Below are 19224 nucleotides of genomic sequence, written 5' to 3' on the forward strand. Positions count from 1 at the left end.
TATACCGCAAGATTTGGCGCGCCCACCGTGACAGTCGATCAATACGCCGCGCGGTAGATCTTCTCGATATCGCCGGCGCTCAGTTTGCGTGGATTGTTACGCATCAACCGCTCTATCCCCGCAGCCTCCACCGCCATCGAGGGGATCACCTCCTCGGTCACGCCCAGACCGCTCAGGCCCTTGGGAATTTCCACGGCAGCGCACAGCGCGATCATGGCCTCCACGGCTTCGTCGGCGGCCTCGATATCACTCAAGTGAGCGGTCTTGAGCCCCATGGCCTCAGCGATATCGCGCATACGCTCGACACAGGCCAGCTTGTTCCACGCCATGACATAGGGCAGCAACAAGGCGTTGGCGACGCCATGGGAGACATGAAAACGCCCGCCTAACGGATAAGCCAGTGCATGCACCGCCCCGACCCCGGCATTGCCGAACGCCATGCCGGCCATCAGGCTGGCGGTGGCCATGTCTTCACGGGCTTGCAGGTGGGCAGGGTTGGCATAGGCCTTGGGCAGTGCGGGGGTGATCAACTTGATTGCACCGATGGCCAGGGCATCGGTGATCGGCGAGGCATTGAGCGACAGGTAAGCCTCGATGGCATGCACCAGCGCGTCGACACCACTGGAAGCCGTTACGCCGCGAGGGCATGTGAGGGTCATTTGCGGGCTGACCAGCGCCACGTCTGGCAACAGATAATCGCTGACGATGCCTTTTTTCAGCTGCGCGGCCTTGTCGGAGAGGATCGCCACGTTGGTGACTTCCGAGCCCGTACCGGCCGTGGTGGGGATGGCAATCAACGGCGGGCCTTTGCGCGGTACCTGGTCGACGCCGAACAAATCTTCCAACTCGCCGTGATAACCGGCGTAGGCCCCTACGCACTTGGCGATGTCGATCGCGCTGCCACCGCCCAGGCCAATCAAGCCATCATGGCCACCTTCACGGTAGGCCTGCATGCAATCCTTGACGATGGCGATTTCCGGATCAGGCATCACCCGGTCGAAAATCTCGTAGTCACGCCCGCCCAGATGTTGCAGGGCCAGCTCCACGGTGCCGGACTTGACCAGCGCCGCGTCGGTGACAATCAGCGGGTTATCGACGTCCAGGCGCGTCAGCTCGGCCGCCAGTTGCTCGATGGCAGCGGCACCGGTGATCAGTTTGTGGGCGATCTTGAATGAGGAAAGACTCATGTGCGCGGCCTCTTGTTCGAGTATGGGCTGGCACAAGAATAGCTCGGTATTGGGGGTTGTCTGCTATTCAGCTTATGAATACGCCGCAAACCCATTGTGGGAGCGGGCTTGCTCGCGAATACGGCGGCACATTCAACATTTGTGTCGACTGGCACACCGCATTCGCGAGCAAGCCCGCTCCCACACTGGATCCATGTAAGAGGTTATACCTGGGTCGTACGCAGCTTCTCGCTACGCCCACGCAACCACTCCAGGGTCAGCAGCAGAATCACCGAGAAGGCAATCAGCAACGTCGCTGCGGCGGCGATGGTAGGGCTGAGGTTTTCGCGGATGCCGCTGAACATCTGCCGTGGCAAGGTAGCCTGCTCGGGGCCAGCCAGGAACAGGGTCACCACCACCTCATCGAACGACGTCGCGAAGGCGAACAACGCGCCGGAGATCACGCCCGGGGCGATCAGTGGCAGGGTCACCCGACGAAACGCCGTCAGCGGCGAAGCGCCAAGGCTGGCGGCCGCCCGGACCAGGTTGTGGTTAAAGCCCTGCAAGGTCGCCGACACCGTGATGATGACGAATGGCACACCCAGCACGGCGTGGACCACAATCAGCGAGAGGAAACTGTTGCCCATCCCCAACGGCGCGAAAAACAGATAGCTGGCGACCCCGATGATCACTACCGGCACCACCATCGGCGAAATCACCAGGGCCATCACCAGCGCCTTGCCCGGGAAGTCGCCACGGGTCAGGCCGATGGCCGCCAGGGTGCCGAAGATCATCGCCAGCAACGTCGCCGCCGGGGCCACGATGATGCTGTTCTTCAGGGCCCGCATCCATTCGGCCGAGGCAAAGAAGTCGTGGTACCACTGCAGTGAAAAGCCCTGCAATGGGTACACCAGGAAACTGCCGGAGTTGAACGACAGTGGAATGATCACCAGCACCGGCAGAATCAGGAACAACAGGATCAACCCGCAGAGTATGCGCAGACTGTAGAACCACACCCGCTCGATGGGGGACATGTAAGGACTCACCATTTTCGATCTCCCCTTAGCTCAGGCGCAGGCGACTGGCGCCCACCAGCCAGCTGTAAATCAGATAAAGCACGATGGTCGCCAGCAACAGCAGCCCACCGAGCGCCGTGGCCATGCCCCAGTTGATGCTGGTGTTGGTGTAGAACGCAACGAAGTAGCTGACCATCTGATCGTTCGGGCTGCCCAGCAGCGCCGGGGTGATGTAGTAGCCGATGGCGAGGATGAACACCAACAGGCAACCAGCGCCGACACCGGCATAGGTCTGCGGGAAGTACACCCGCCAGAAACTCGCGAACGGATGGCAGCCCAGGGAAATCGCCGCACGCATGTAGGTGGGCGAGATGCCCTTCATGACGCTGTAGATCGGCAGGATCATGAACGGCAGCAGGATATGGACCATGGAGATGTACACACCGGTGCGGTTGAACACCAGTTCCAAGGGTTTATCGATGACGCCCATGGCTATCAGGGCGCTGTTGATCAGGCCACCCGACTGCAGCAGCACGATCCACGCCGCCACTCGCACCAGGATCGAGGTCCAGAACGGCAGCAGCACCAGGATCATCAACAGGTTGCTTTGGCGCGACGGCAGGTTCGCCAGCAGGTAGGCCAGCGGATAGGCCAGCACCAGGCAAATCGCGGTGATCACCAGGCCCATCCAGAACGTGCGGGTGAAAATATCGAGATAAATCGCCTGGTCGGGGGTGGCCGGGGCCAGCTCACCGAGGTCGTCGATACGGTGATCGACAGCTGCCAGCAGGTAATACGGGGTGACATTGCTGGTGTTGCGGCGGATGACCTGCCAGTACGCCGGATCGCCCCAGCGCTCGTCGAGGCTTTCCAACGCTTCTTTATAAGAGGCCGGCTCGGTGGCAAATGGCAGCGCACGAGCGGTCTTGGTCAGCAGGCTGCGATAGCCGGCCAGTTCCATGTTCAGGCGCTTGGACAAGTCGCCCAGGGTCTGATTCTTGCGGGCTTCGGCCAGGTCTTCACTGGCGGCCTTGTACACCGGTTCACCCGGCAATCCACGTCCATCCCACACGGCGACCGCAGCCACGGTGCGCGGCATGGCGCCGACTACTTCCGGGTTGCTGACGCTTTTGAATAGCAGCGCCACGATTGGCACCAGAAACACCAGCAACAGAAACAGCACCAGCGGCGCGATCAAGGCCTGGGCCTTCCAGCGGTTGACCCGCTCGGCATGCTTGAGCCGCTGCTTCAGGGTGGGGCTGGTGCCCGCGTTCAGTGGAACGGCGATGGCCATGGCGAACTCCGCAAATCTTTTTGATCGTTACAGGGGCGGCGGGCCGCCTCTGTTCTTTTGAAACCGCAACCTGGCGGGCGGGTCATTGTGGCGAGCGAGCTTGCTCGCGCTGGGCTGCGAAGCGGCCCCAAAATTTTGTCGGCAACGCCAATTTTGTGAGTGCTGCGCACTCAAGCGGGAGCAAGCTCCCTCGCCACAAAAGCCCGTCCACTCATGAACGCTTTGGTTACTTGGCCGCCCAGGAGTTGAAACGCTGCTCCAGTTGCTCACCGTTGTCAGCCCAGAAGCTGACGTCGATCTGCACCTGGTTGGCGATGTTTTCCGGGGTGGTCGGCATGTCTTTGAGGACATCCTTGGCCAGCAACGGAACGGCTTGGGTGTTGGCCGGGCCGTAGGCGATGTTTTCCGAGTAGGTCTTCTGCTGCTGCGGCGCTACCGAGAAGGCGATGAATTTCTTCGCCGCTTCGGCACGGGTCTTGTCCAGGCCGCGCGGGATGGCCCAGGCGTCGAAGTCGTAGATACCACCGTTCCACACCACTTTCAGGTTGCTTTCCTTCTGTACCGCGGCAATCCGGCCGTTGTAGGCCGAGCTCATGACCACGTCACCGGAAGCCAGGTACTGCGGCGGCTGGGCGCCGGCTTCCCACCACTGGATGTTCGGCTTGAGCTCGTCGAGCTTCTTGAAGGCGCGATCCTGGCCGTCCTTGCCGGCCAGTACCTTGTAGACGTCCTTCGGCGCGACACCGTCGGCCATCAGGGCGAATTCCAGGGTGTACTTGGCGCCTTTGCGCAGGCCACGCTTGCCCGGGAATTGCTTGGTGTCCCAGAAGTCCGCCCAACTGGTCGGCGCGGTTTTCAGTTTGTCGGCGTTGTAGGCCAACACGGTCGACCAGACGAAGAAGCCTACGCCGCAAGGCTGGATGGCGCCCTTGACGTAGTCTTCAGCCTTGCCGAACAGGGCCGGATCCAGTTGCTCGAACATGTCTTCGTCACAACCACGGGACAATTCCGGGGACTCGACTTCCACCAGGTCCCAGGAGACGCTCTTGGTGTCGACCATGGCCTTGACCTTGGCCATTTCGCCGTTGTACTCGCCAGCCACGATCTTGCCGTTGCCGGCCGCTTCCCACGGTGCGTAAAAGGCTTTGACCTGAGCCGCCTTGTTCGCCCCGCCAAAAGACACCACTGTCAGGTCCGGGCCCGCCGCCATCGCGCTTGCCGCACCCATCATGCCCAGTGTCAGGGCTGTGAACTTCAGGGATCTCAACATTTATTGTTCTCTCCACGTGCAGGGTTGGTGTTGGTACAGCAGGGGGGCGATCAATTCGCCTCTAGAAGGGGATCGAGCGCACGCACATGCTCGACTTGCCAGCCAAGCGGAACCACGTCCCCAACGGCCAGCCCGGGGTCGAGCTCGGCAATCGGTTGTTTCACGAAGAAGTCGTTCTTGCCGCAGACTTCCAGGCGAACCCGGACGTGGTCGCCCAGATAGATGAATTCCGCCACCCTCCCTGAGAAGCGGTTGACACATTGTTCGCTTGCGCCGTTGAGGCTCACCCGCTCCGGGCGGATCGACAGGGTCACCGGCTCACCGGGCTGGCCGACATTCACTGCCAGTGCCTCGACCTTTTCACCGCGCCCCAGCTCCACCAGGCAGCGGTCGCCGGTGTGACTGTGCAGGCGGCCATTGAGGCGGTTGTTCTCGCCGATGAAGTTGGCGACGAAGGTGTTTTTCGGCTCTTCATAGAGCGTGCGCGGTGGAGCGATCTGCTGGATCTCACCCTGATGGAACACCGCCACGCGGTCGGACATGGTCAAGGCTTCGCCCTGGTCGTGGGTCACGTAGACCACGGTCACGCCGAGGCGCTGATGCAGGTGTTTGATTTCCATCTGCATGTGTTCACGCAGTTGCTTGTCCAGTGCGCCGAGAGGTTCGTCCATCAGCACCAGTTGCGGCTCGAACACCAGCGCCCGGGCCAAGGCCACCCGTTGCTGCTGGCCGCCGGACAATTGCGCCGGGTAGCGTTGGGCAAATGTGTCCAGCTGGACCATGCTCAAGACGCGCTTGACCCGATCACTCACGTCGCTCTTGTTCAGGCCACGCACGGTCAGCGGGAACGCGAGGTTCTCGGCAACGGTCATGTGCGGGAACAAAGCGTAATTCTGGAACACCATGCCGATATCACGTTTGTGCGGCGGCACATTGTTGATGGAACGCCCGGCCAGTTGGATTTCACCGGCGGTGGGGGTTTCAAACCCGGCGAGCATCATCAGGCTGGTGGTCTTGCCGGAGCCGGACGGCCCGAGCAGGGTCAGGAATTCACCTTTGCGAATGTCCAGGTTGAGGTCCTTGACGATCAGGTTCTCGCCATCGTAGCTCTTTTGCACACCACGAAAGCTGACCAGCACATCACTGGTCCCCGCGCTTGAATCAACCTGGCTCATACCCGCACCTTTTGTATTGATGACTGCTTGTGAGTCAAGCCTAGTGGAGCCTGGGGCCCGCGCAAATCGGGACGCAGGAGAGAATCGCCTCAGCCGGATGGAAGAGTCGGGGTAGGGATTGCCCTACAAGGATGGCGGGATTGGGTAAGTTTGGCGGCCAGTGATGGGCTGCAAGCAGCCAGCATGGGCAAAATCCGTGTTGGGCCGTGTCGTAAATAGGTATGTCAGCGCATTCCCCCTGTGGGAGCGGGCTTGCTCGCGAATGCGGTGTAACAGTCAATACAGATGTAACTGAAGCACCGCATTCGCGAGCAAGCCCGCTCCCACAAGGGGAAACTGCTGTGGGGGGGGTTAGAGCAACTTGTGCTCCATCGCATACTTCACCAGTTCCGCCAACGACGTGATGTTGAGCTTCTGCATCAATCGCGCCTTATGGGTGCTGATGGTTTTGCTGCTCAGGGCCAGTTGCTGGGCGATGTCGTTGACGTTGGCGCCCTGGGCCAGGCGCTCGAAAACCGAGAATTCGCGTTCGGACAGCAGCGAATGCAGCGGGCGGGTGTCGGTCAGGCCGACTTCGAAGACCATGCGGTCGGCCAGGTCCGGGTCGATGTAGCGTCCGCCGGCCGCGACCTTGCGAATCGCCATGAGCAGCAAGGCCGGGTCGCTGTCCTTGGTCGCGTAGCCGGCGGCACCGACCTTCAGCGCCCGGGCCGCCATTTGTGCCTCGTCATGCATCGACAACACCAGAATGGCCGGCGGGTTGTTCAGCGCCCGGATCCGCGGGATCGCCTCCAGGCCATTGACGCCCGGCATGGATATATCCAGCAGCACCACTTCGCAGGGTACATGCCGCAGGGTCTCGAGCAACTGTTCGCCATTGCTCGCCTCCCCCACCACTAAAAGATCCTTCGCCAGGCCAATCAACTGCTTGATGCCTTCACGGACGATGGTGTGGTCTTCGGCTACCAGTACACGGATCACATGCTTCTCCAGATTCAGGATCTCATCGCGAGCAAGCTCGCTCCCACAGGGTTTGTGTACACCTCAATCAATGTGGGAGCGAGCTTGCTCGCGATAGCGTCAGCCCAGGCAACCCAAACCATCAGGCCTCATTCAACGGCACACGTACCGACAGGGTCGTCCCCTCCCCCGGCTCACTTTCCAGTGACAACTGCCCGCCCATGATCAACACCCGTTCACGCATGCCGACCAGGCCAAAGGACGTCGGCCGCCCCGTATTGGCAATAAAGCCTACACCGTCATCGCTGACCGTCAGACACAATTCGTCACTTTCCTGCACCAGCGTCAGCTCCACAGTATGCGCCTGGGCATGGCGCATCACATTGGTCAGCGCTTCCTGGAGAATCCGGAACAGGCCGATGGCCTTGGCGTCGCTCAAGGGCGGCAGATTGTCCGGCACCTGCACCAGGCAGGGAATCTGGGTACGCGCCTCGAAGCGCCGGGCCTGCCATTCAATGGCCGAGGCAATGCCCGCATCGAGGATTGGCGGGCGCAGGGCCGTCGCCACGTCTCGCACCAGTTGGAACAACTGGGCAATCAGGCGCTTCATGCTGTTGAGCCGTTCCTGCAGGCCCGGATCGAGTTGCGCGTAGGCCAGTTCGCACATAGAGGTTTCAAGCTTCAACACCGTCAGCATCTGCCCCAGCTCGTCGTGGACTTCCCGGGCAATGCGCGCCTTTTCCTCTTCCCGCACGCTTTCCAGGTGCGCCGACAACTCGCGCAACTGCTCACGAGAGCTGGCCAGCTCCAGCTCGATGCGCTTGCTTTCGGTGATGTCCCAGACGATACCGTCCCAGACGTAGGCGCCGTCTTCGAGACGACGGGTGATCGCCTTGATCTCGGCCCAGCGCTCCTGGCCTTCGCGGGTCAGGATGCGACCCTGCCACGACCAGTCGCTGTCGCTGTCCAGTGCCTGGTCCTGGGTGCGGTGGTAGCCGGCCTTGTCGTCCGGGTGCACCAGGCTGCGCAAGCCGGTGTCACTACGGGCCAGGGTAGCGGGGGAATACCCCACCAAGCTTTCGCTGCCCTCACTGATGTAGGCAAAGTCGATCTGGCCGGTCACCGGCGCCCGTTCCAGACGAAAGACCAGGCCCGGCACGTTGGCGGCAATGCCTTGCAGCCGCGCCTCGCTCTCGCGCAACGCCGCCAGCGCACGGCGGCGCTCGGTCACGTCATTGAGGTAGACCACCAGGTATTCGGCGTCGCGAAAGCGTAGGAAACTCAAGGAGACATCCGCCGGCAAGATACTGCCATCGGCCCGTACGCATTCGGTTTCGAAACTTTGTGGCGCTTCATCGCTGGCCCGGGCGCGCTTCCACAGGTTCAGCCAGCGATCCATGTGCAGGCCCGGCTCGAAGTCGATCAAGGGCCTGTCGATGATGGCGCCCGATGCATAGCCAAGCATGATTTCGGCGGCGTGGTTGGCATAACGCACGTGGCTGTCCCAATTGACCCAGAGGATGCCGACGGTGCTTTGATCAATGGAAAACTGCGTCAGGCGCAAGGCTTCTTCGCTGGCGGCACGCAGGGCAATGTCCTCCCGCGCGGCGCGCAGGCGACGCTCCAGGGCTCGTTGCTGACGGCGCTGCCAGAACACGATGGCCACGCTGCTCAACAACAAGGCCACCATCAGCAGGGTCAGGTTTTGCCAGAACCCCGGGGTCTCGGTCAGGCGCGGATACTTGGGCTTGAGCCAGCGACTGTGCAACTGCTCCAGCTCCTTGGCCGGGATCGCCTGCAAACCGGCATCGATGATTTCGGCCAACTGCGGCCAATCCCGGCGCGTGGCGACCCGGAGCAGTTGCGGCAAGCCAATGTCACCTACCACCACCAACCCGGAAAATTCAGGCTCGACCATCAACCGCCCCAACTGCGCCTCATCGACCACCGCGTAACGGGCCTGCTGGCTCAGCAGCAATTGCAGGGCCTGGCGCTCTATCGGTACGCCTTGCAGATTCAGCATCGGGTAATTGCCGCGCAGGTAATCGGCCGTGGCACTGGGCATGCGCACCGCAACACGGCTCTGGGTGTCGAGTTTTTCCAGCTCCACGCCCTCGGCCCCCTTCTGCTCGCCGACGATCAACTGCGGCACGCGCATATAGGGGTCGGAAAACTGCCAGAGCCTGAGCCCGTCCGGCGTTTGGCTCAGGCCCGGAGCAACGTCCACCTCGCCGTCGCGCAGCGCAGCTTCCAACTGCGCCAGGTCCTGGAAATTGCGCCAGGTCAGCTCGACATTCAACGCCTTGCCCAGCCATTGCATCAACTCGACGTTGGTCCCCGACAAACGCTGCAAACGTCGGTCGTATTGCGCATAGGGCGCCTGCAATACCAGGCCGACACGCAATTGCGGATGCTGCGCCAGCCACTCGCGCTGCCCTGCATTCAATTGCACCCCATGCATCGATGGCGCGGGCGCGGCCCACGCCATCAAGGGAAGCCATAAACAGCCGATAACCCACAGGCAGCAAAAACGCATTATCGAAGTCTCATGCACTGACAAATACTGACCAACCCATTAGGCTGCCGGAAATACTTCTGGTCATGGAATATCCGATGTCCTCTGTTTATCGCCTGGCATTGCCAGCATTGTGCCTGTCGCTGATCCTGCCAAGTGCCTTTTCTGTGAAGGCCAGCGAACCGGCGCCCGCCGCAGCGGAGCAATCTGCCGAGGAAAAACCGGCCGAACGTCAGCCTTTGCTTGAGCGTAGCCAGGAAGAAGCGGCAGCACTGGAACGACAAGTCCCGCGTCAGGAACAACAACAGCTACAGACTGGCGGCGATACCTTCCTGGCACTCTGGAAACCGGCCAACACCGGCGACCCCAAAGGCGCGGTCATCATAATCCCCGGCGCAGGCGAAACCGCTGACTGGCCTCAAGTAATCGGCCCGTTGCGTAAAAAATTGCCTGATGTCGAATGGAGCAGCCTGAGTATCACCCTGCCAGACCTGCAAAGCGACGTCATCGCACCGCGCGTGGTGGAAACACCGCCCGAAACCAAACCGGCCGATACGGCTGCCGCGGCGCCGGACGCCACCACCGCCGCCCCCATCGAACAGGTGGCTGGGGGCGAAGCCGATGCGGCAGACCCAGCCGCCGTCGAAACGAGTGAGGAACACGCAAACGCCGACGCCGAGCGGATCTTCGCTCGCATCGATGCGGCACTGGCGTATGCCGAACAACAGAGCGCGCGCAGCATTGTCCTGCTGGGTCACGGTACCGGCGCCTATTGGGCCGCGCGCTACCTGAATGAAAAACAGCCCTCGCAGATCGAACGTTTCGTGATGGTCGCCGCCCAGACACCGGTCACCGCCAAACCCGGCTTGGCCGAACTGACGCCCACCCTGAAATTAGCCACCGCCGATATCTTCTACATGGACAAACCACTGGATCGCAACGCAGCGCTTGAGCGTTTGCAGGCGAGCAAACGCTTGAAAGGTTCGACCTTCAGCCAGGTTTCCCTCAAAGCCTTGCCGAACCCGTCGGCAGAGCAGGAACAGCTGTTTCGCCGGGTTCGCGGCTGGTTGAGCCCGCAGAAGCCGGGGGAGTGAGGCTTAAACAAACCTCAAGCCAAACAAGGACTGTGGCGAGGGGATTTATCCCCGCTGGGTTGCGCAGCAACCCCAAAGCCCATGCAGCAACACAATCTGATGGCGAGCGCTACGCACTCGAGCGGGGATAAATCCCCTCGCCACAGTTGCTACCCTCCTTTCTACTGTTATCGCCTTCTACCGAAAATCCCGCCGCTCCCGAATCAACCGATAGGCGTTATGCAGCTCCCGCGTCTTGTCGGTGGCTTCGCGCACTTGCAATGGGGTCGCCCCGCTGCCGGCAATCTTGTCCGGGTGGTGACGGCTGAGCAGGCGTCGGTAGGCACGCTTGATCTGCGACGGCTCGCTGGTGGCAGAAACCCCTAGCAAACGCAGCGCCTCCTGATACGTCACGCCACTGTTGGGCAGCGACAGTTTGTGCGGTTCGTAGTCACTCGCCAATGCCTGGACCTGCTGCTGTGTCCAGCCCAGCCACTTGCCCCACCGGGCAATCAGCTCACGCTCGCCTACGCCCGCCCTGCCATCAGCCCAAACCATTCGCCAGCAGGCCCGCAGCACGCCTTCCGCCGCATGCGGCTGGGTGCTGAGGCGGCGCAGATAACCGCGCAGGCGAACATCTCCGGACTTGCCCCGGTTGAACGCAGCGATGGCCCGGCGTTGCGCCGATTCGCTCAAGTCCAGGGCGCGCATTTCCTGGCGAGCCTGTTGGATGTGACCATCGACCACCCGCCCATCGCTTTTCGCCAAACGCCCCAGCAACACAAACAACAATTCATCGTTGCGCAACGCCGGGCGCCCACCCAGGCGCTCACGCAGCTGCGCCCAGCTCTGCAGGTTCAGGCGTCGATCCAACGCCTGTCCCAACAACGCACCCAGCAAGGCCCCCGGAATGCTGGCAATGGCAAAGCCCGCCCCGGCTCCAATCAGAGTCCCTGGCCACCACATATCAACGACTCGCTTTTATCAAGGTTTCGACCTGCGCCAAACGTTCATGAGTGCCGACATCGACCCAGTGCCCTTTCAGGTGCTCTCCACTGACGCGCCCCTCGGCCATGGCCTTGCGCAGCAGCGGTGCGAGCCTGAATGCACCGTCCGCGCAACCCTCGAACAGCTGCGGGTGCAGGATGGCGATGCCGCTATACGTCAGTTTGTCGGCAGCCGGCGCGTCATCGTGAACCTTTCCGTCGGCCAGGATGAAATCGCCGTCCGGGTGGTGCTCGGGATTATCCACCAGCACCAGATGAGCCAGCCCTTGAAGCGGTTGGCGCAAGGCGCTGAAGTCGTAATCGGTCCAAATGTCGCCATTGACCACCACGAACGCTTCATCGCCCAGCAGCGGCAAGGCCCGGAAAATTCCACCGCCGGTTTCCAGCGGCTCACCTTCCGGCGAGAATTGAATGCTCACGCCAAAGCGCGAGCCGTCCCCCAGATAGGCTTCGATCTGCTGACCGAGCCAGGCATGATTGACCACGATATCGGTAAAACCGGCCCTGGCCAGAGCCCGCAGATGGTATTCAATCAAGGGCACGCCGCCGGCGCGAACCAACGGTTTGGGTGTGGTGAGGGTCAGGGGGCGCATGCGCTCGCCCTTGCCCGCCGCCAGGATCATCGCCTTCATGCCGTCGCTCCGGCCGCTTGACGCAGACTGCGCAGCAGCTCGTCCAGCTGCGCCAGTTCGGGGCGACGAGCAATGACCGCGTCTATATAAGCAAAGAAACGCGGCACATCGCCCAGGTAACGCGGCTTGCCATCACGGTGACAAATGCGCGCGAAGATCCCGATGACTTTGAGATGGCGCTGTACGCCCATCAAGTCGCTGGCCCGCAGGAAATCCTCGAGATCCGGCTGGACCGGGATGCCAAGGGCGCCAGCCTGCTGCCAGTAATCCTCCAGCCAACCGCGCACGCGCGCCTCAGGCCAACTGAGGAAGGCGTCCTTGAACAGACAGGTCACGTCGTAGGTGACGGGGCCATAGACCGCATCCTGGAAGTCCAGCACGCCGGGATTTGGCTCGCTGAGCATCAGGTTGCGCGGCATGTAGTCGCGATGCACCAGCACTTTGGGTTGGGCCAGGGCGCTGTCGATCAGCAGGTCGCTGGCCTGTTTCCAGAGTTGCTGCTGGGCCGAATCGAATTCGATACCCAGTTCACGCTTGACGTACCACTCGGGGAACAGCTCGAGTTCCCGACGTAGCAAAGCGACGTCGTAACTGGGCAGCGGCGCCACCATGGGCAGTTGCTGGAAAGCCAGCAACGCTTGCAACGCATCGCGGAATAAATCGTCGGCATTGTCGCCGTTGATCACATCCAGATAGGTCTGGTTGCCCAGGTCATTGAGCAAAAGAAACCCGCGATCGAGGTCTTCGGCGTAAATTTTTGGCACGTTGATGCCGGATTTCGCCAGCAAAAAAGCGATATCCACGAAAGGTTTGCAGTTTTCCTGGGGCGGTGGCGCATCCATCACGATGAAACTACGGCCCTCGCCTTCCCAGCGGAAATAGCGACGGAAACTCGCGTCGCTGCTGGCCGCGGTCAACGTGGCCGGGGGTACGGCACCCCAGCCCTGTTGAGTAAAGAGGATCGGCAGCTGTTCATCGAGCCAAACTTTCAGGTGTTGCAAGCGTACATCTTGGTCGGGCATTGCAAGGGTCTCCGACGGCGCTAGCCGTCAAGCGGGTCATGCTTTATTATCCAGCATCTTTTTCAGACCATCGAGAGGCGTGCGGCCCACACCGCGGGCAGATGGCACGCAGGAAGCCCGGACTAATAAGATGGCATTGAAATCCCCCGCGTTTCGTAAAAAATTTCCGTTGCTGGTCACCGGCAGTCTGCTGGCCCTGCAACCCCTGGCCTCTTCATTCGTCGTCGCGGCGCAGCAGTATGACTGCTCCGTCTCCGCTTCGGGTGCCTGGGACTGCTCACCCAAGACGCCGGCCGCTGCATTGCCGCCACGTCCAGTGCATGACGGTAGCGCGGTCGCCGACAGCGGCGACGCTCCGGCCGACGCCGGTTCGGGTGAACAAGCCGGCGACAAGCCGATCCTGGTCACCGAAGCCAAGGGCCGCGGCCTGAAGTCACGCAGTGCAGACTACAGTCACCTGGACTGGGTTCCACGCGAGAACCTCACGCCTGCGCAATTGGCTGAAACCGGTCCTTACTGCTCGGGCGCCTATATCGAGCCGACCCGTCCTGGCATGAACGACAAGACGGCTAAAAGCGACGCGCCGACTTTCCTCGGTGCCAAGGCTTCGCGCTACGAGCAGGAACAGCAGGTCGCGACCCTGGCCGGTGACGTGGTCATGCGTCAGGGCAGCATGCAGGTCGAGGCCGACGAGGCCAGCCTGTACCAGGCCGAGAACCGTGGCGAGCTGAACGGCAACGTGCGGGTTCGCGACAATGGTGCACTGATCGTCGGCGACCACGCCGATGTACAGCTGGACACTGGCGAAGCCAAGGTCGACAACGCCGAATACGTGATGCACAAGTCGCGCATCCGCGGTAACGCGCTGTACGCCAAGCGTGCCGAGAACGCGATCATCCGTCTCAAGGACGGTACGTACACCACGTGCGAACCGAACAGCAACGCCTGGACGCTCAAGGGCAACAACATCACCCTGAACCCGGCCACCGGCTTCGGTACCGCGACCAACGTGACGCTGCGGGTCAAGGACATTCCAGTCCTGTACACGCCGTACATCTATTTCCCGATCGACGACCGTCGCCAGTCCGGCTTCCTGCCGCCGACCATCGGCAGCGGCAGCGATACCGGCTTCTTGCTGGTCACCCCGTACTACTTCAACCTGGCGCCCAACTACGACGCCACGTTGTACCCGCGCTACATGAGCAAGCGCGGCATGCTGATGGAAGGCGAGTTCCGCTACCTGACCAAGTCCAGCGAAGGTCAGTTCGGCGCCGCGTACCTCAACGACGAAGACGATGAGCGCAGCGGGCAGACCGACTACGACAAGACCCGCTACATGTACAACTGGCAGCACAAGGGCGGGCTGGATTCGCGCGTGCTGACGGAAGTCGACTACACCAAGATCAGCGACCCATACTATTTCCAGGATTTGCAGACCGACCAGATCGGTGTCGAGTCCAGGGATTATGTGAATCAACAAGGTTCGGTCAGCTATCGGGGCGACAACTACACCGCCCGCGTGAACGCCCAGGCTTATCAGATGGCGACGATTTCGAAGGTCACGCCTTACAACCGTCTGCCTCAGATCACGTTTAACGGCTCGCTGCCCGAGCATCCGTATGGCCTGGACTTCGCTTACAAGACCGAGGTTGTACGTTTTGATCGCGACCTGCGGACAGGCGACTATAGCGATGAAGATGGGAATACGAGCCCATTTCTCGACACAAACATTCGCGGTTTGGCACGGGCTAACGGCAATCGCCTGAATCTGGCACCCGTCATGAGCCTGCCGATGAATGCGAGCTATGGCTACATCAAGCCATCGCTCAAGTATCAATACACGCAGTACGATCTGGATCTTGATGGCCGAGGAAAATCGCAAATCGCCTCGCAAACCGCCGAGCAGGACCGTCTTAGAGGCACCTACAGTGGCAGCCAGAGCCGCGGCGTCCCAATCGCCAGCATCGACAGCGGCCTGTATTTCGACCGCGATACCCAGTGGTTCGGCACCAACTATCGCCAGACCCTGGAACCGCGCCTGTTCTACCTCTATGTACCGGAGAAGGACCAGAGCGACATTCCGGTCTTCGATACCAGCGAGTCGACTTTCAGCTATTCATCGCTGTTCCGGGACAACCGCTTCACCGGCTCCGACCGGGTTGGCGACGAGAACAAGCTGTCCCTGGGCGTGACCAGCCGCTGGATCGAAGAAAACGGCTTCGAGCGCCAACGCGTCAGCGTCGGCCAGGCGCTTTACTTCAAGGATCGCGAAGTCCAGTTGCCGGGTATCGACTTCAAGACCCGCGAAGACGCCAAGTCCGACGTGTCGCCTTATGCCCTGGAATACGAGTTCCGCTGGAACCGCGACTGGCGCACCACCGCGACCTACAACTGGGACCCGGATACCCACAGCCCTCGCTCGGGCAGCGCGATGTTCCACTACCAGCCGGAAGACAACCCGAACAAGGTCATCAACGCCGGTTATCGCTATCGCAATGACCAGGTTCGTTACGACGAGACCACCGGTCAGTGGTCCGTGGGCGGCGGCGACTATGGCACACCGGGTTCAGCGAACTACGTGAAGGATTACTACAAGATCAAACAGCACGATTTCTCGGTCATCTGGCCAATCGTGCCGCAGTGGAACGTGATCAGCCGCTGGCAGTATGACTACAACCGCAACCGTACCCTGGAAGCCTTCGGTGGTTTCGAATACGACAACTGCTGCTGGAAACTGCGCCTGATCAACCGTTACTGGGTCGACTATGAAGAGTTCAGTCAAGCCGCCCCGGAAAACGAAAAAGGCGACCACGGCGTCTTCCTCCAAATTGTTCTGAAGGGACTCGGCGGCCTCACCGGCGCCAAGGTAGAGAGCTTCCTCGACAAAGGCATCCAAGGTTATCGTGAACGTGAAGATCAAGCTTTCTGATTGTCTGCGCCCGCTGATGCTGGGCGCGCTGTTCCTGGGTACCGCGGCCAACGGCGCGGTACAGTCCATCGATAAAGTGGTGGCCATTGTCGACAACGACGTGGTCATGCAGAGCCAGCTGGATCAGCGCGTCCATGAGGTGCAGCAAACCATCGCCAAGCGCGGCGGTGGCCAGCCGCCACCGGGCGTGCTGGACCAACAAGTGCTCGAACGCCTGATCGTCGAAAACCTGCAATTGCAGATCGGCGAGCGCTCTGGCATTCGCATCACCGATGAGGAACTGAACCAGGCCGTTGGCACCATTGCCCAGCGCAACAACATGACCATCGACCAGTTCCGCGCCGCCCTGGCGCACGATGGCCTCTCTTATGAGGACGCTCGTGACCAGATCCGCCGCGAGATGGTCATCAGCCGTGTGCGCCAGCGCCGTGTAGCCGAGCGCATCCAGGTGTCCGAGCAGGAAGTGAAGAACTTCCTCGCCTCTGACCTGGGCAAGATGCAGCTTTCCGAAGAACTGCACTTGGCGAACATCCTGGTCCCTACACCTGAAAGCGCCAACTCCGAAGCCATTCAGTCGGCTTACCGCCAGGCGATGGACATCTACCAGCAGCTCAAGCAAGGCGCCGACTTCGCTCAGCTTGCCATTGCCAAGTCGGGCAGCGACAACGCCTTGGAAGGCGGCGACATGGGCTGGCGCAAACCCGCCCAACTGCCACCACCGTTCGACCGCGAATTGAGCAGCATGGCAGTAGGTGACATCACCCAGCCAGCGCGTACGCCCGGCGGCTTCATCATCCTCAAAGTGCTGGAAAAACGCGGTGGCGGCACCCAGGTGCGTGACGAAGTGCATGTTCGCCACATTCTGATCAAGCCCAGCGAAATCCGCAGCGAAGCTGAAACCAAGCGCCTGGCCGAGAAACTCTACGACCGCATCGAAGCGGGCGAAGATTTCGCCGAACTGGCCAAGAGCTTCTCGGAAGACCCGGGCTCAGCACTCAACGGTGGCGACCTGAATTGGGTTGATCCGAACGCACTGGTCCCCGAGTTCCGCCAGGTCATGGCCGACACGCCGCAAGGCCAGCTGTCCAAGCCGTTCAAGAGCCCTTATGGCTGGCACGTACTGGAAGTCCTTGGCCGTCGCGCCACCGACAGCACCACCCAGGCTCGCGAACAACAGGCGATGACGGTACTGCGTAACCGCAAATACGACGAAGAGCTGCAAACCTGGCTGCGTCAGATTCGCGACGAAGCCTACGTTGAAATCAAACTCCCTGGTGCAGACCAGGCAGCGCAGTGAAACCCAAGCGTTTCGCGCTGACCCCCGGCGAGCCCGCTGGCATTGGTCCCGACCTGTGCCTGCTGCTCGCCTCGCAACCCCAGCCACATCCTCTGATTGCCATCACCAGCCGCGACCTGCTCCTTGAGCGGGCCGCGCAGCTGGGGGTGGTCGTCGACTTGTTGCCAGTGTCGCCGAGCGCCTGGCCGGATATCCCGGCGCCCGCCAACAGCCTGTATGTCTGGGATACGCCTTTGGGCGCTCCGGTCGTCACCGGGCAGCTGGACCAGGCCAACGCGGCGTTCGTCCTCGAGACCCTGACCCGCGCCGGCCAGGGCTGCCTGGACGGGGCTTTCGCAGGGATGATTACCGCACCGGTGCACAAGGGTGTGATCAATGATTCCGGGATTGCCTTCTCCGGGCATACCGAGTTCCTGGCAGACCTGACCCACACCGCGCAAGTGGTGATGATGCTCGCCACTCGCGGCCTGCGCGTGGCCCTGGTGACCACTCACCTGCCCTTGCGGGACATCGCCGACGCCATCACCCCGGAACGCCTGGAGCGGGTCACCCGGATCCTGCATGCTGACCTGCAGGAAAAGTTCGGCATTGCCCGGCCCCGTATCCTGGTGTGCGGGCTCAACCCCCATGCCGGTGAAGGCGGTCACTTGGGCCGCGAAGAAATCGACATCATAGAACCCACATTGGAGCGCTTGCGCAGCGAGGGCATGGACCTTCGTGGCCCGCTGCCTGCCGACACTCTGTTTACCCCCAAATACCTGGAGCACTGCGACGCAGTGCTGGCGATGTACCACGACCAGGGCCTGCCCGTGCTGAAGTACAAAGGCTTCGGTGCGGCCGTCAACGTGACGTTGGGCCTGCCGATCATCCGTACCTCAGTGGACCATGGCACCGCCCTGGACCTGGCCGGCAGCGGAAAAATTGATACCGGCAGCCTGCAAGTCGCGCTGGAAACCGCCTACCAGATGGCCGAGACCCATTTATGACCGAGCAATACCAACACCGCGCGCGCAAGCGCTTCGGCCAGAACTTCCTGCATGACCCTGGCGTGATCGATCACATCCTGCGCTCCATCAATGCCAAGCCCGCCGAGCGCCTGCTGGAAATCGGCCCGGGCCAGGGCGCCCTGACCGAAGGCCTGCTCGACAGCGGCGCGCAACTGGACGTGGTGGAACTGGACAAGGATCTGGTCCCGATCCTCAACCAGCAATTCGCCGGCAAGAGCAATTTCAACCTGCACCAGGGCGACGCACTGAAGTTCGACTTCAACAGCCTGAACGCCGCGCCGAATAGCCTGCGGGTGGTCGGGAACCTGCCGTACAACATCTCCACGCCCCTGATCTTCCACCTGCTGAGCAACGCCGGGCTGATCCGCGACATGCATTTCATGCTGCAGAAAGAAGTGGTCGAGCGTCTTGCCGCCGGCCCTGGCGGTGGTGACTGGGGTCGCCTGTCGATCATGGTCCAGTACCATTGCCGGGTCGAACACCTGTTCAACGTTGGCCCCGGGGCGTTCAACCCACCGCCGAAAGTCGATTCGGCCATCGTCCGCCTGGTGCCCCATGCGGTCCTCCCGCACCCGGCCAAGGATCATCGGCTGCTGGAGCGCGTGGTACGCGAAGCGTTCAACCAACGTCGAAAAACCCTTCGCAACACCTTGAAACTACTGCTCAGCAGCGCCGAAATCGAAGCCGCTGGCGTCGACGGCAGCTTGCGTCCCGAACAGTTGGACCTGGCGGCTTTCGTGCGCCTGGCCGACAAGCTCAGCGAACAAGCCGCACTGAAAGACGACGCCAACTGACGGACGATGATGCCTATCGGGTGAGGCGCTACTCTGGTCTACTACCCGATACTTGGCCTAGACTGAC

15 protein-coding genes are annotated in these 19224 nt (G+C 61.5%); 5 read left to right on the forward strand and 10 right to left on the reverse strand.

Going from position 1 to position 19224, the window contains the following annotated elements; translation table 11 throughout:
• Positions 1-38 precede the first annotated feature (38 nt).
• The 7 genes from CD58_RS25905 to CD58_RS25935 form a co-directional block, all read right to left on the reverse strand.
• Positions 39-1187: an iron-containing alcohol dehydrogenase gene (locus tag CD58_RS25905; protein WP_025215782.1), complete on the reverse strand. Its 1149-nt coding sequence runs from the start codon at positions 1185-1187 to the stop codon at positions 39-41.
• 203 nt (positions 1188-1390) lie between these two features.
• Positions 1391-2215: an ABC transporter permease gene (locus CD58_RS25910; RefSeq protein ID WP_025215783.1), complete on the reverse strand. Its 825-nt coding sequence runs from the start codon at positions 2213-2215 to the stop codon at positions 1391-1393.
• Between the two features lie 13 nt (positions 2216-2228).
• Complete coding sequence (locus CD58_RS25915) at positions 2229-3476, reverse strand: ABC transporter permease (RefSeq protein ID WP_025215784.1); 1248 nt, start codon at positions 3474-3476, stop codon at positions 2229-2231.
• Between the two features lie 226 nt (positions 3477-3702).
• Complete coding sequence (locus CD58_RS25920) at positions 3703-4746, reverse strand: ABC transporter substrate-binding protein (protein WP_003206153.1); 1044 nt, start codon at positions 4744-4746, stop codon at positions 3703-3705.
• A 50-nt stretch (positions 4747-4796) separates the two neighbouring features.
• On the reverse strand, positions 4797-5921 hold the full coding sequence (locus tag CD58_RS25925) for an ABC transporter ATP-binding protein (RefSeq protein WP_025215785.1): 1125 nt from the start codon (positions 5919-5921) through the stop codon (positions 4797-4799).
• Between the two features lie 351 nt (positions 5922-6272).
• A complete protein-coding gene (locus CD58_RS25930; protein WP_003177702.1) occupies positions 6273-6902 on the reverse strand; it encodes a response regulator transcription factor in 630 nt (209 codons plus the stop codon).
• Between the two features lie 121 nt (positions 6903-7023).
• Positions 7024-9420, reverse strand: coding sequence for a PAS domain-containing sensor histidine kinase (locus tag CD58_RS25935; protein ID WP_025215786.1), 2397 nt, complete (start codon positions 9418-9420; stop codon positions 7024-7026).
• Positions 9421-9494: 74 nt separating this feature from the next.
• On the opposite strand from CD58_RS25935, the gene CD58_RS25940 reads away from it, so the two are divergent.
• Positions 9495-10490 (forward strand): alpha/beta hydrolase family protein, encoded by a 996-nt coding sequence (locus CD58_RS25940; RefSeq protein WP_025215787.1) that lies wholly within the window; start codon positions 9495-9497, stop codon positions 10488-10490.
• 177 nt (positions 10491-10667) lie between these two features.
• On the opposite strand, the gene CD58_RS25945 is transcribed toward CD58_RS25940, so the two are convergent.
• The 3 genes from CD58_RS25945 to CD58_RS25955 are packed head-to-tail and all read right to left on the reverse strand — an operon-like array spanning position 10668 to position 13130.
• Positions 10668-11435, reverse strand: a complete 768-nt coding sequence (locus tag CD58_RS25945; protein ID WP_025215788.1) for a TerB family tellurite resistance protein — start codon at positions 11433-11435, stop codon at positions 10668-10670.
• Between the two features lies 1 nt (position 11436).
• Positions 11437-12108, reverse strand: coding sequence for an N-acetylmuramate alpha-1-phosphate uridylyltransferase MurU (gene murU / locus CD58_RS25950; RefSeq protein WP_025215789.1), 672 nt, complete (start codon positions 12106-12108; stop codon positions 11437-11439).
• On the reverse strand, positions 12105-13130 hold the full coding sequence (locus CD58_RS25955; protein WP_025215790.1) for an aminoglycoside phosphotransferase family protein: 1026 nt from the start codon (positions 13128-13130) through the stop codon (positions 12105-12107). The genes murU and CD58_RS25955 overlap by 4 nt, the downstream gene beginning before the upstream one ends.
• Positions 13131-13260: 130 nt before the next feature.
• Between CD58_RS25955 and CD58_RS25960 the strand changes: the two genes are divergently transcribed.
• From CD58_RS25960 to rsmA, 4 genes are read left to right on the forward strand one after another with little or no spacing between them, the layout of a single operon-like run.
• Positions 13261-16059: an LPS-assembly protein LptD gene (locus CD58_RS25960; protein ID WP_025215791.1), complete on the forward strand. Its 2799-nt coding sequence runs from the start codon at positions 13261-13263 to the stop codon at positions 16057-16059.
• Positions 16040-17356: a peptidylprolyl isomerase gene (locus CD58_RS25965; RefSeq protein ID WP_038436953.1), complete on the forward strand. Its 1317-nt coding sequence runs from the start codon at positions 16040-16042 to the stop codon at positions 17354-17356. Before CD58_RS25960 ends, CD58_RS25965 begins: the two co-directional genes overlap by 20 nt.
• Complete coding sequence (gene pdxA / locus CD58_RS25970; RefSeq protein ID WP_025215793.1) at positions 17353-18342, forward strand: 4-hydroxythreonine-4-phosphate dehydrogenase PdxA; 990 nt, start codon at positions 17353-17355, stop codon at positions 18340-18342. The genes CD58_RS25965 and pdxA overlap by 4 nt, the downstream gene beginning before the upstream one ends.
• On the forward strand, positions 18339-19157 hold the full coding sequence (gene rsmA / locus CD58_RS25975; protein ID WP_025215794.1) for a 16S rRNA (adenine(1518)-N(6)/adenine(1519)-N(6))-dimethyltransferase RsmA: 819 nt from the start codon (positions 18339-18341) through the stop codon (positions 19155-19157). The genes pdxA and rsmA overlap by 4 nt, the downstream gene beginning before the upstream one ends.
• The last annotated feature ends 67 nt before the right edge of the window (positions 19158-19224 follow it).

Origin of the sequence: Pseudomonas brassicacearum (assembly GCF_000585995.1) — a bacterium.
GTDB lineage: Bacteria > Pseudomonadota > Gammaproteobacteria > Pseudomonadales > Pseudomonadaceae > Aquipseudomonas > Aquipseudomonas brassicacearum_A.

What these genes read in the sequence shown, in the direction of transcription:
- CD58_RS25945 (WP_025215788.1), bottom strand. Translation starts at nt 11,435, where the DNA reads ATGTGGTGGCCAGGGACTCTGATTGGAGCCGGGGCGGGCTTTGCCATT.
- CD58_RS25955 (WP_025215790.1), bottom strand. Translation starts at nt 13,130, where the DNA reads ATGCCCGACCAAGATGTACGCTTGCAACACCTGAAAGTTTGGCTCGAT.
- CD58_RS25925 (WP_025215785.1), bottom strand. Translation starts at nt 5,921, where the DNA reads ATGAGCCAGGTTGATTCAAGCGCGGGGACCAGTGATGTGCTGGTCAGC.
- murU (WP_025215789.1), bottom strand. Translation starts at nt 12,108, where the DNA reads ATGAAGGCGATGATCCTGGCGGCGGGCAAGGGCGAGCGCATGCGCCCC.
- rsmA (WP_025215794.1), top strand. Translation starts at nt 18,339, where the DNA reads ATGACCGAGCAATACCAACACCGCGCGCGCAAGCGCTTCGGCCAGAAC.
- CD58_RS25915 (WP_025215784.1), bottom strand. Translation starts at nt 3,476, where the DNA reads ATGGCCATCGCCGTTCCACTGAACGCGGGCACCAGCCCCACCCTGAAG.
- CD58_RS25960 (WP_025215791.1), top strand. Translation starts at nt 13,261, where the DNA reads ATGGCATTGAAATCCCCCGCGTTTCGTAAAAAATTTCCGTTGCTGGTC.
- CD58_RS25910 (WP_025215783.1), bottom strand. Translation starts at nt 2,215, where the DNA reads ATGGTGAGTCCTTACATGTCCCCCATCGAGCGGGTGTGGTTCTACAGT.
- CD58_RS25905 (WP_025215782.1), bottom strand. Translation starts at nt 1,187, where the DNA reads ATGAGTCTTTCCTCATTCAAGATCGCCCACAAACTGATCACCGGTGCC.
- CD58_RS25940 (WP_025215787.1), top strand. Translation starts at nt 9,495, where the DNA reads ATGTCCTCTGTTTATCGCCTGGCATTGCCAGCATTGTGCCTGTCGCTG.
- CD58_RS25920 (WP_003206153.1), bottom strand. Translation starts at nt 4,746, where the DNA reads ATGTTGAGATCCCTGAAGTTCACAGCCCTGACACTGGGCATGATGGGT.